Source organism: Pseudomonas sp. LFS044 (genome assembly GCF_047978245.1).
In the GTDB taxonomy this organism is placed as follows: domain Bacteria; phylum Pseudomonadota; class Gammaproteobacteria; order Pseudomonadales; family Pseudomonadaceae; genus Aquipseudomonas.
On sequence record NZ_JBFPFX010000006.1, the window covers coordinates 65889 to 77455 of the forward strand.

At 59.8% G+C, this 11567-nt stretch carries 9 protein-coding genes; 7 read left to right on the top strand and 2 right to left on the bottom strand.

Features of this window, described 5'->3' with window-relative positions:
* Positions 1–31 precede the first annotated feature (31 nt).
* A complete protein-coding gene (locus ACNQPL_RS06715) occupies positions 32–1408 on the bottom strand; it encodes a glutamine synthetase family protein (protein WP_346615266.1) in 1377 nt (458 codons plus the stop codon).
* A 574-nt stretch (positions 1409–1982) separates the two neighbouring features.
* Here ACNQPL_RS06715 and ACNQPL_RS06720 point away from each other — a divergent pair.
* The 7 genes from ACNQPL_RS06720 (at position 1983) to ACNQPL_RS06750 (ending at position 10283) form a co-directional block, all read left to right on the top strand.
* Positions 1983–3341 (top strand): glutamine synthetase family protein, encoded by a 1359-nt coding sequence (locus ACNQPL_RS06720; protein WP_346615267.1) that lies wholly within the window; start codon positions 1983–1985, stop codon positions 3339–3341.
* A gap of 49 nt (positions 3342–3390) precedes the next feature.
* A complete protein-coding gene (locus tag ACNQPL_RS06725) occupies positions 3391–4752 on the top strand; it encodes an aspartate aminotransferase family protein (protein WP_416466267.1) in 1362 nt (453 codons plus the stop codon).
* 169 nt (positions 4753–4921) lie between these two features.
* Positions 4922–6019 (top strand): polyamine ABC transporter substrate-binding protein, encoded by a 1098-nt coding sequence (locus ACNQPL_RS06730; protein WP_346615269.1) that lies wholly within the window; start codon positions 4922–4924, stop codon positions 6017–6019.
* Positions 6020–6178: 159 nt separating this feature from the next.
* Positions 6179–7273 (top strand): polyamine ABC transporter substrate-binding protein, encoded by a 1095-nt coding sequence (locus ACNQPL_RS06735; RefSeq protein WP_387522936.1) that lies wholly within the window; start codon positions 6179–6181, stop codon positions 7271–7273.
* A gap of 60 nt (positions 7274–7333) precedes the next feature.
* Positions 7334–8476: a polyamine ABC transporter ATP-binding protein gene (gene potA, locus ACNQPL_RS06740; protein WP_416466268.1), complete on the top strand. Its 1143-nt coding sequence runs from the start codon at positions 7334–7336 to the stop codon at positions 8474–8476.
* Positions 8473–9393: an ABC transporter permease subunit gene (locus tag ACNQPL_RS06745; RefSeq protein ID WP_346615272.1), complete on the top strand. Its 921-nt coding sequence runs from the start codon at positions 8473–8475 to the stop codon at positions 9391–9393. Before potA ends, ACNQPL_RS06745 begins: the two co-directional genes overlap by 4 nt.
* Complete coding sequence (locus ACNQPL_RS06750) at positions 9390–10283, top strand: ABC transporter permease subunit (protein WP_346615273.1); 894 nt, start codon at positions 9390–9392, stop codon at positions 10281–10283. The genes ACNQPL_RS06745 and ACNQPL_RS06750 overlap by 4 nt, the downstream gene beginning before the upstream one ends.
* Positions 10284–10387: 104 nt before the next feature.
* Here ACNQPL_RS06750 and ACNQPL_RS06755 read toward each other — a convergent pair whose 3' ends face one another.
* Entirely contained in the window at positions 10388–11341 is a 954-nt protein-coding gene (locus ACNQPL_RS06755) for an RHS repeat-associated core domain-containing protein (protein WP_416466269.1), read from the bottom strand.
* Positions 11342–11567: the final 226 nt, after the last annotated feature.

Genomic DNA, 11567 nt, shown 5'->3' on the forward strand with positions numbered 1-11567 from the left:
AAAACGCCGCCCCAGAGGGCGGCGTTTTCAGTTACACAGTATGCAGATACCAGTTGTACTCGAGGTCGGAGATCGAGTGCTCGAACTCTTCCAGCTCGCTCTCCTTGCACGCGACAAAGATGTCGATGTACTTCGGATCGATGTACTTGTTCAGGATCTCGCTGTCGTCCAGCTCGCGCAGGGCATCACGCAGGTTGTTCGGCAGGCTCTGCTCAAGCTGCTCATACGAGTTGCCTTCGATCGGCGCACCCGGCTCGACTTTGTTGGTCAGGCCATGGTGAACACCGGCCAGCACGGCCGCCATCATCAGGTACGGGTTGGCGTCGGCGCCGGCCACGCGGTGCTCCAGGCGTACGGCGTCTGCCGAACCTGTCGGCACGCGCAGGGCCACGGTGCGGTTGTCCAGGCCCCAGCTCGGCGCATTCGGCACATAGAACTGTGCGCCAAAGCGGCGGTACGAGTTGACGTTCGGGCAGAGGAACGCCATGGACGCTGGCAGGGTCTCGAGCACACCGCCGACAGCGTGACGTAGCGCGGCGTTCTGCTCGGGATCCTCGCTGGTGAAGATGTTGTTGCCATCCTTGTCCAGCACGGAAATGTGTACATGCAGGCCGTTGCCTGCCTGGCCCGGGTAGGGCTTGGCCATGAAGGTGGTGTCCATTTCATGGTCGTAGGCGATGTTCTTGATCAGCCGCTTGAGCAGCACTGCGTAGTCACAGGCCTTGAGCGGGTCGGCAACGTGGTGCAGGTTGACTTCGAACTGCGCCGGGGCGCTTTCCTTGACGATGGCATCGGCCGGAATGCCTTGCTCCTTGGCACCTTCGAGGATGTCCTGGAGGCAGTCGGCGTATTCGTCGAGGTCGTCGATCAGGTACACCTGGGTCGACTGCGGGCGCTTGCCCGAGATCGGCGAGCGGGGTGGCTGCGGGCGGCCATTCACGTTCTCCTGGTCGATCAGGTAGAACTCCAGCTCGAAGGCAGCGCAGATGGTCAGGCCCAGGTCGTCGAACTTGCTCACCACCTGACGCAGCACTTCACGCGGGTCGGCGAAGAACGGCTCGCCTTCGAGCTCGTGCATGGTCATCAGCAGCTGGGCGGTGGGGCGTTTCTGCCACGGCTCATTGCAGAGCGTGTCAGGGATCGGATAGCAGATGCGGTCAGCATCGCCGATGTCCAGGCCGAGCCCAGTGCTTTCGACGGTGGAACCGTTGATGTCCAGGGCGAAGAGGGAGGCCGGCAGGTTGATGCCTTTCTCGTAAACCTTGTGGAGGCTGGTGCGCTCAATGCGCTTGCCACGCACCACACCATTCATATCTGCAATCAGAAGGTCAACGTAGAGAACCTCAGGATGTTCCTTAAGGAACGCGTTCGCTTCGTTAAGCTGAACGGCACGCGGGGGTACCGACATGATGCAACACCTTTGTTGTTAAAAATATCAATCAAGGGGGGCTTGCAGGACCAGTCAATCGAAAAGCCCTACTGATGTCAAGCCAACCACATGATGCCCTGAAATGGCACATCTACGGCAGATTTGCTGCATATCGGGGCGTGCCATTATCCGCTATTTCCCTGTGAAAGGGCTATCTCCGACATGCCGTGTTTTATTTTTTACGGAGTGGTTGTGTAAAAAAATGAACAAGGCTAAGCTCGGTCACAACCCAAAACACAATAATACGAGGGTCACATGGTCCGCTTGTCGCGACCTGAAAGCACTGCCTTTGCAGTGTGCTCGGGCATCCCTGTCGTTCCTGCAAGCAGCAATCGCGCTGTGGCCGCCGTGGCCGCAATAATTGACGTTTTGCGCGCCTTGCCCACCCCTCGTAGCGCCGTTTCGCTTCCTTCGTTGTCTTGCTGCCCTCCACACTCATTTCGGACACGCTTGTTTTCAGTGTATCCACTGCGCTCCTGCGTGGGGGTTTTTGCTTTAGCAACTCACTCCATCCAGAATCAATGCGCGGACCACATTACCTCCTGAGGTATCTATGAGTAACAACCTCGACCAGCTCACCGATTGGTTGAAAGAGCACAAGATCACCGAAGTCGAATGCCTGATCAGCGACCTGACCGGCATCACCCGCGGCAAGATCTCACCGACCAACAAGTTCATCGCCGAAAAAGGCATGCGCCTGCCCGAGAGCGTGTTGCTGCAGACCGTGACCGGCGATTACGTCGATGACGACATCTATTACGAACTGCTCGACCCGGCCGACATCGACATGATCTGCCGCCCCGACGAGAACGCCGTGTTCCTCGTGCCGTGGGCCATCGAGCCGACCGCGCAGGTTATCCACGACACCTACGACAAGAAGGGCAACCCGGTCGAGCTGTCGCCGCGCAACGTCCTCAAGAAGGTCCTCCAGCTCTATAGCGAGAAGGGTTGGCAGCCGATCGTAGCGCCAGAGATGGAGTTCTACCTGACCAAGCGCAGCGAAGACCCTGACTTCCCGCTGCAACCGCCGGTTGGCCGTTCGGGCCGCCCGGAAACCGGCCGCCAGTCGTTTTCGATCGAGGCCGCCAACGAATTCGACCCGCTGTTCGAGGACGTCTACGACTGGTGCGAATTGCAGCAGCTGGACCTCGACACCCTGATTCACGAAGATGGCACGGCGCAGATGGAAATCAACTTCCGTCACGGTAACGCCCTGCACCTGGCCGACCAGATCCTGGTGTTCAAGCGCACCATGCGCGAGGCGGCGCTCAAGCACAATGTGGCCGCGACATTCATGGCCAAGCCGATGACCGGCGAGCCAGGCAGCGCCATGCACCTGCACCAGAGCGTGGTGGACGCGGTCACCGGCAAGAACATCTTCAGCAATGAAGACGGCAGCATGAGCGAGCTGTTCCTCAACCACATCGGTGGCCTGCAGAAGTTCATCCCCGAGGCGCTGCCGCTGTTCGCGCCCAACGTCAACTCGTTCCGCCGCTTCCTGCCCGACACCTCGGCGCCGGTGAACGTCGAATGGGGCGAGGAGAACCGCACCGTCGGCCTGCGCGTACCGGATGCCGGCCCGCAGAACCGCCGCGTTGAAAACCGCCTGCCCGGCGCCGATGCCAACCCCTACCTGGCCATCGCCGCCAGCCTGCTGTGCGGCTACATCGGCATGGTCGAAGGTATCGCTGCCAGCGCGCCGGTGCAGGGGCGTGGCTACGAGCGGCGCAACCTGCGCCTGCCGCTGACCATCGAAGATGCTCTGGAGCGCATGGAAGTCAGCCGCGCGCTGACCCAGTACCTGGGCAAGAAATTCATCACCGGCTACGTCGCCACCAAACGCGCCGAGCACGAGAACTTCAAGCGAGTCATCAGCTCCTGGGAGCGTGAGTTCCTGCTGTTTGCTGTGTGATCAACCCCTGAGGCCGCCCACCGGCGGCCTGTGGAACATGGAGAAGCACATGAGCGTCAAAAACCCGCAAACCCGTGAATGGCAAACCCTGAGCGGTGAGCACCACCTTGCACCTTTCAGTGACTACAAGCAGCTGAAGGAGAAGGGGCCGCGCATCATCACCAAGGCGCAGGGCGTGCATTTGTGGGACAGCGAGGGGAACGAGATCCTCGACGGCATGGCCGGCCTGTGGTGCGTGGCGGTCGGTTATGGCCGTGAAGAGCTGGTGCAGGCTGCCGAGAAGCAGATGCGCGAGCTGCCGTACTACAACCTGTTCTTCCAGACTGCCCACCCGCCCGCGCTGGAGCTGGCCAAGGCCATCGCCGACGTGGCGCCCGAGGGCATGACCCATGTGTTCTTCACCGGCTCCGGCTCTGAAGGCAACGACACCGTGCTGCGCATGGTCCGCCATTACTGGGCACTCAAGGGTAAACCCCACAAGCAGACCATCATTGGCCGCATCAACGGCTACCACGGCTCCACCTTCGCGGGTGCCTGCCTGGGCGGCATGAGCGGCATGCACGAACAGGGCGGCCTGCCGATCCCGGGCATCGTGCACATCCCGCAGCCGTACTGGTTCGGTGAAGGCGGCGACATGAGCCCCGACGAATTTGGCGTATGGGCTGCCGAGCAGCTTGAGAAAAAGATTCTGGAAGTCGGCGAAGACAATGTTGCTGCCTTCATCGCCGAGCCGATCCAGGGCGCCGGCGGCGTGATCATCCCGCCTGAGACCTACTGGCCGAGGGTGAAAGAGATTCTCGCGAAATACGACATCCTGTTCGTCGCTGACGAAGTGATCTGTGGTTTCGGCCGCACCGGCGAGTGGTTCGGCTCCGACTACTACGACCTCAAGCCCGACCTCATGACCATCGCCAAGGGCCTTACCTCCGGTTACATCCCCATGGGCGGTGTGATCGTGCGTGACAAGGTGGCCAAGGTGATCAGCGAAGGTGGCGACTTCAACCACGGCTTCACCTATTCAGGCCACCCGGTGGCGGCCGCAGTGGGCCTGGAAAACCTGCGCATCCTGCGCGACGAGAAGATCGTCGAGAAGGCCCGCACGGAAGTGGCACCCTACTTGCAAAAACGTCTGCGTGAGCTGCAGGACCACCCGCTGGTGGGCGAGGTACGCGGCCTGGGCCTGCTCGGCGCGATCGAGCTGGTCAAGGACAAAGCCACCCGCAGCCGTTACGAAGGCAAAGGCGTGGGCATGGTCTGCCGCAACTTCTGTTTCGACAACGGCCTGATCATGCGCGCGGTGGGCGACACCATGATCATCGCACCGCCTTTGGTGATCACCCATGCAGAGGTGGATGAGCTGGTGGAAAAGGCGCGCAAGTGCCTGGACCTGACCCTCGAAGCGATCCGGTGAGCCTTTGCTAGGCTAGCGTTGTGACATTAGTTGGTTACAAGGGGCTGCTTTCCTTGAAACAGCGCCTTGTAACTTGCCAGACTAGCGGCTGTTCCAGTCGCCCGGCGCTCTGCACCGTAGGTCCTGGCTGCTGAACAGATGGCTAAATAAAAATTCTGGAGCATGACGCATGAAGAAAATGGGCAAGACGTTGCTGGCCGCCGCCCTGATGGGTGCCATGGCCACCGCTGTACAGGCTGAAGACAAGGTGCTGAACGTCTACAACTGGTCGGACTACATCGCTCCGGACACCATCGCGAAGTTCGAAAAGCAGACCGGCATCAAGGTCAAGTACGACGTCTTCGACAGCAACGAAACCCTGGAAGCCAAGCTGCTGGCAGGCAAGTCGGGTTATGACGTGGTCGTACCGTCCAACAACTTCCTGGCCAAGCAGATCAAGGCTGGCGTTTACGAAGAGCTCGACCGCTCCAAGTTGCCGAACTGGAAAAACCTCGATGCAGACCTGCTCAAGGCCGTCGGTGACGCCAGTGACCAGGGCAACAAGCACGCCTTCCCGTACATGTGGGGTTCGATCGGCATCGGCTACAACCCCGAGAAGGTCAAGGCCGCACTGGGCGTGGACAAGATCGACTCGTGGGACGTGGTGTTCAAGCCTGAGAACATCGCCAAGCTCAAAAGCTGCGGCGTAAGCTTCCTGGATGCACCGACCGAGATGATCCCGGCCGCGCTGCACTACCTGGGCAAGCCGACCAACAGCACCACCAAAGAGGACCTGAAGGCCGCCGAGGACCTGTTCCTCAAGATCCGTCCTTCGATCACCTACTTCCACTCGTCCAAGTACATCGGCGACATGGCCAACGGCAACATCTGCGTAGCCGTCGGTTACTCGGGTGACCTGGAGCAGTCCAAGGCCCGCGCCCATGAAGCTGGCGACAAGGTCAAAGTGGACTACGTCATTCCGAAAGAAGGTGCAGGTACCTTCTACGACATGGTCGCCATCCCGAAAGATGCCGAGCACAAGGATGCCGCCTACCAGTTCATGAACTTCCTGCTGCAGCCGGAAATCATGGCTGAAATCACCAACGCCGTGCGCTTCCCGAATGGCAACGAGGCTGCTACCCCGTTGGTCGACAAGGCCATCACCAGCGACCCGAGCATCTATCCGCCGGCTGACGTGAAAAAACAACTGTACGCGATCGCCGCTCCCGAAGCTGCCGCCCAGCGTTTGATCACCCGCAGCTGGACCAAGATCAAGTCGGGCAAGTAAGCCTGATGCACAACCTCTGGGCCGGGGTTTTCCGGCCCAGAGCCAGTGAATGGCAATTGATGATTGCGGCATCGAGGCTGCGAAGGTAAGTTGCGCGCCGGTTTTGCCTCCGCCGCAGCGCTGCGCCGTTACCAAGGCACTGATTGTGAGGACACCCACTTGTCTATTTCTGTATTACGCAAAGCCTTGATGGCTGGAGCGGGCCTGACGCTGGCATGCAGCGTCCAAGCGGCGCCTACGGTGCATTTGTACAACTGGTCCGATTACATCGGCCCGACCACGTTGGCGGACTTCGAGAAGGCCACGGGGATCAAACCCGTGCAGGACGTTTTCGACTCCAACGAAACCCTGGAAGGCAAACTGTTGGCCGGCAACACCGGCTATGACGTGGTGGTGCCGTCCAACCATTTCCTCGGCAAGCAGATCAAGGCGGGCGCGTTCCAGAAGCTCGACAAGAACCTGCTGCCCAATTATTCCAACCTCGACCCAGCGTTGATGAAGCGCCTGGAGAAGAACGACCCGGGTAACCAGTACGCCGTACCTTACCTGTGGGGCACCAATGGCATCGGCTACAACGTCGACAAGGTGAAGGCCGCGCTGGGCGTGGACACCATCGACTCCTGGGCCGTGCTGTTCGAACCCGAGAACATGAAGAAGCTCTCCAAATGCGGCGTGGCCTTCCTCGACTCGGCGGACGAAATGCTGCCAGCGGTGCTCAACTACATGGGCCTCGACCCCAACAGCACCGACCCCAAGGATTATGCAAAGGCCGAGAAGAAGCTGCTGGCAGTGCGCCCGTACGTGACCTACTTCCACTCGTCCAAGTACATCACCGACCTGGCCAACGGCGATATCTGCGTCGCGGCAGGCTTCTCCGGTGATGTGTTCCAGGCCAAGGCCCGCGCTGAAGAAGCGAAGAAGGGCGTGAACCTGGCCTACGCCATTCCCAAGGAAGGCGGCAACCTCTGGTTCGACGTGCTGGCGATTCCCAAGGACGCCAAGAACGTCAAAGAGGCCCATGCCTTCATCAACTATTTGCTGAAACCTGAGGTTATCGCCCAGGTCAGTGATTACGTCGGTTACGCCAACCCGAACCCCAAGGCTGGCGACCTGATGGACCAGGCCGTGAGGACTGACGCCGCGGTTTACCCACCGCAGGAAGTGCTGGACAAGATGTTCGTCAACAGTGAGTTGCCGCCCAAGGTGCAACGTTTGATGACCCGCAGCTGGACCAAGGTCAAGTCGGGCAAGTAACAATCCAGGCCCGCCGCCAAAGCGGGGGCGGGCACACAAATCTTGTTGGGAGTTTCACTCATGGCAGTTGCCTCCGGTGCCTATAAGAAAGCCCTCGAGGGTGGCCAGCAACCCAAGCAGGTGCTGGTCAAGATCGACCGGGTCACGAAGAAGTTCGACGAAACCATCGCCGTAGACGATGTGTCGCTGGAAATCCGTAAAGGCGAGATCTTCGCCCTGCTGGGTGGCTCCGGTTCCGGCAAATCGACCTTGCTGCGCATGCTCGCCGGTTTCGAGCGGCCTACCGAAGGGCGCATCCTGCTCGACGGCGTCGACATCACCGACATGCCGCCTTACGAGCGGCCGATCAACATGATGTTCCAGTCCTACGCGCTGTTCCCGCACATGACCGTGGCGCAGAACATTGCCTTTGGCCTGCAGCAGGACAAACTGCCCAAAGCTGACATCGACGCCCGCGTGGCCGAAATGCTCAAGCTGGTGCACATGACCCAGTACGCCAAGCGCAAGCCGCACCAGTTGTCCGGTGGCCAGCGTCAGCGTGTGGCCCTGGCCCGTTCGCTGGCCAAACGCCCCAAGCTGCTGCTGCTCGACGAGCCGATGGGCGCGCTGGACAAGAAGCTGCGTTCGCAGATGCAGCTGGAGCTGGTCGAAATCATCGAACGCGTAGGCGTGACCTGCGTGATGGTGACCCACGACCAGGAAGAGGCCATGACCATGGCCCAGCGCATCGCCATCATGCACCTGGGCTGGATCGCCCAGATCGGCTCGCCTGTGGATATCTACGAGACGCCAACCAGCCGCCTGGTGTGCGAATTCATCGGCAACGTCAACCTGTTCGAGGGTGACGTGGTCGACGACGCCGAAGGCCACGCGATCATTGCCAGCCCGGAACTGGAGCGCAAGATCTACGTCGGCCACGGCATCACCACCTCGGTGGAAGACAAGCACATCACTTATGCGCTGCGCCCGGAAAAGCTGCTGGTAACCACCAAGCAGCCCGAGTTCGAGCACAACTGGTCGCGCGGCAAGGTCCACGACATCGCCTACCTGGGCGGCCACTCGGTGTTCTACGTCGAGCTGCCGAGCGGCAAGGTGGTGCAGTCGTTCGTCGCCAACGCCGAGCGCCAGGGCACGCGCCCGACCTGGGGCGATGAAGTGTACGTGTGGTGGGAAGATGACAGCGGCGTGGTACTGCGGTCATGAAACTGCGCAAGCTCAAGCGAGCCTTCCAGCGCTTGACCCCGGAGGGGCGGCACCTGGTGATCGGCGTGCCGTTCATCTGGCTGTTCCTGTTCTTCATGCTGCCGTTCTTCATCGTGTTGAAGATCAGCTTTGCCGAAGCCGACGTGGCGATCCCGCCGTATACCGAGATCTACAGCTACGTCGAAGACAAGATCCAGCTGGTGCTCAACCTGGCCAACTACGGCCTGTTGACCGAGGATGAGCTGTACATCTCGGCCTACCTGGGCTCGTTGAAGATGGCCTTCTTCAGCACCTTGCTGTGCCTGCTGATCGGCTACCCGATGGCCTACTCGATCGCCAACGCCAAGAAGGAAACCCAGACGGTTCTGCTGCTGCTGATCATGATGCCGACCTGGACCGCGATCCTGATCCGCGTCTATGCCTGGATGGGCATCCTCAGCAATAACGGGCTGCTCAACGGTTTCCTGATGTGGACCGGGCTGATCGACCAGCCGCTGCAGATCCTCAACACCAACCTGGCGGTGTATATCGGCGTGGTCTATTCGTACCTGCCGTTCATGATCCTGCCGCTGTTCGCCAACCTGGTGAAGCATGACCAGAGCCTGCTCGAAGCAGCATCGGACCTGGGCTCGAGCACCTTCAACAGCTTCTGGAAAATCACCGTGCCACTGTCGAAAAACGGCATCATCGCCGGCTGCATGCTGGTGTTCATCCCGGTGGTGGGCGAGTTCGTGATCCCGGAACTGCTGGGCGGCCCGGAAACCCTGATGATCGGTAAAGTGCTGTGGCAGGAGTTCTTCAACAACCGCGACTGGCCGGTGGCATCCGCCCTGGCGGTGGTGATGCTGGCGATCCTGATCGTGCCGATCCTGCTGTTCAACCGCAGCCAGGCCAAAGAAATGGAGGGCCGCGCATGAAACGCTTCAGTTTCTCCAAGCTGATGCTGGTGCTCGGCTTGCTGTTCATCTACCTGCCGATGCTGATTCTGGTGATCTACTCGTTCAACGCCTCCAAGCTGGTGACGGTGTGGGGTGGCTGGTCGATCAAGTGGTACGTCGGCCTGCTCGACAACACTCAGCTGATGGGTTCGGTGATGCGTTCGCTGGAAATCGCCTGCTATACGGCGGTGGCAGCGGTGGCGCTGGGTACCCTGGCGGCCTTCGTGCTGACCCGGGTCACCCGCTTCAAGGGCCGCACGCTGTTCGGTGGCCTGGTCACCGCGCCGCTGGTGATGCCCGAGGTGATCACCGGTCTGTCGCTGTTGCTGCTGTTCGTGGCGATGGCACAAATGATCGGCTGGCCGCAGGAGCGCGGTATCGTCACCATCTGGATCGCCCACACCACGTTCTGCGCGGCCTATGTGGCGGTGGTGGTGTCGGCGCGGCTGCGTGAGCTGGACCTGTCGATCGAAGAAGCTGCCATGGACCTGGGTGCCAAGCCGTGGAAGGTGTTCTTCCTGATCACCATCCCGATGATCGCGCCGTCGCTGGCAGCGGGCGGCATGATGTCGTTCGCCCTGTCGCTGGATGACCTGGTACTGGCCAGCTTCGTGTCCGGCCCTGGCTCGACCACCTTGCCGATGGAAGTGTTCTCGGCGGTGCGCCTGGGCGTCAAACCGGAAATCAACGCCGTGGCCAGCCTGATCCTGCTGTCGGTGTCGTTGGTGACCTTCTTCGTCTGGTTCTTCAGCCGCCGGGCCGAAGAACGTCGCCGCAAGGCGATCCAGCAGGCGATCGAAGAAGGTGCGGCGGCGAACGCCTCGCAGCCGCAGGTCAAGCGCCCGAGCCAGCTCACGGTTTCAGCGTGAGATAAAGCCTGTTCGCGGCCAGCCAGTGCCGCGAACAGGCCCGTGCAAGCTCCGCAATTGCCTGGCTCATACCCTCCAGTAAGTTTAGCGTCGTCGGCATATCATTATTGTCGACGCACAGTCGGCACCCTGGTGCTGAGCCAGCGTTGTCTGACGGTGTTACTAGTAGAGTTGGTAAAGGGTGAATTCAAAGCTCGGGCAGCGTCTACATAAGTGGGTGGGGGGACATCTAAAATTGGCGCTGGCTGAGCGCCATTAGACACAGAGCTATAAGGTGGAGGCATCTCATTGAGCCCGTACGCCGACCCTTCTGTATTCGAGAAACCCCAGCGATTAGTGACGTTATTGGACAGGCGTGGTTGGAGTTCCATAGATTGAGTGGGCCGAAGTCCGGCTGATTGACGTCGGAATGGTGAAAAATTGAATCTTCTTGCTGCAATGGCACCTCCCGTTAGAGCTAAACCGACGCCAGTTAAAACATAAGCTGCTATGGCCAAGTCCTTACGTGCTGTATCGGACTTTACAACATTCGCTGCAATTTCCAGTGCGGTTGCCGTTGCAAACGTGACCATTGATGCAGCGAATAAGAGCGTGTGGAAGGCAAAATGCCCCGAGGGATCAACGCGATTGACCGGATCCCCCGAGCAGTATCCATAAGCGTTCAGCCCGCCTTTATCGAACGGGCTAAGGTTATCAGCGTTGCAGAACCGCTTGAGCGTGGGGTTGAACAGGCGATAACCATTCCCCAACAAATAACCACCTGTTGCTGAGTCTAGTGGCTCGCCGTTGAATGCCAAGGGGTTATTCGCTTCGCTCTGGGGTGGGCGTCTGCCATAAGGGGTGTACGGGAACTGCGCCTTACCGGCAAGCCCCAACTCGGTGATGACCGTATTGGCGCTGTTCACCGCCATGATGGTATGCGTTGCCTCAGCACCTGATGTGGATTGTGCCAAGAGGCCATTTTTATGCTGGAAAACGGAGCGTGTTTCCGCGCCGCTGAGCTCGGTGGCTAAACGACCGTTTTGGTAAAAGCGGGAGGCTTTTTTAATGGTGGCCACGGGACTTTTCTCTCAGTCAAGGTCTGGCGAAAGAGCGCTTATCCAACGGTGCATTTGTCGAAGCGATCAGGTTGAGTAAATTGTGGAATGGCGGGCGACACCCGACTACTGGCAGAAATACTAGTTTTTCAATGACCTGACCTTGTTGGCGCTGCCTTGTGCCGGATGCACTGGCACCCCTCACCTCACGCACCCTCGCTCGTGATCTTTAGCGAACCCTGAACTA

What these genes read in the sequence shown, in the direction of transcription:
- potA (WP_416466268.1), top strand. Translation starts at nt 7,334, where the DNA reads ATGGCAGTTGCCTCCGGTGCCTATAAGAAAGCCCTCGAGGGTGGCCAG.
- ACNQPL_RS06725 (WP_416466267.1), top strand. Translation starts at nt 3,391, where the DNA reads ATGAGCGTCAAAAACCCGCAAACCCGTGAATGGCAAACCCTGAGCGGT.
- ACNQPL_RS06750 (WP_346615273.1), top strand. Translation starts at nt 9,390, where the DNA reads ATGAAACGCTTCAGTTTCTCCAAGCTGATGCTGGTGCTCGGCTTGCTG.
- ACNQPL_RS06730 (WP_346615269.1), top strand. Translation starts at nt 4,922, where the DNA reads ATGAAGAAAATGGGCAAGACGTTGCTGGCCGCCGCCCTGATGGGTGCC.
- ACNQPL_RS06745 (WP_346615272.1), top strand. Translation starts at nt 8,473, where the DNA reads ATGAAACTGCGCAAGCTCAAGCGAGCCTTCCAGCGCTTGACCCCGGAG.
- ACNQPL_RS06715 (WP_346615266.1), bottom strand. Translation starts at nt 1,408, where the DNA reads ATGTCGGTACCCCCGCGTGCCGTTCAGCTTAACGAAGCGAACGCGTTC.
- ACNQPL_RS06720 (WP_346615267.1), top strand. Translation starts at nt 1,983, where the DNA reads ATGAGTAACAACCTCGACCAGCTCACCGATTGGTTGAAAGAGCACAAG.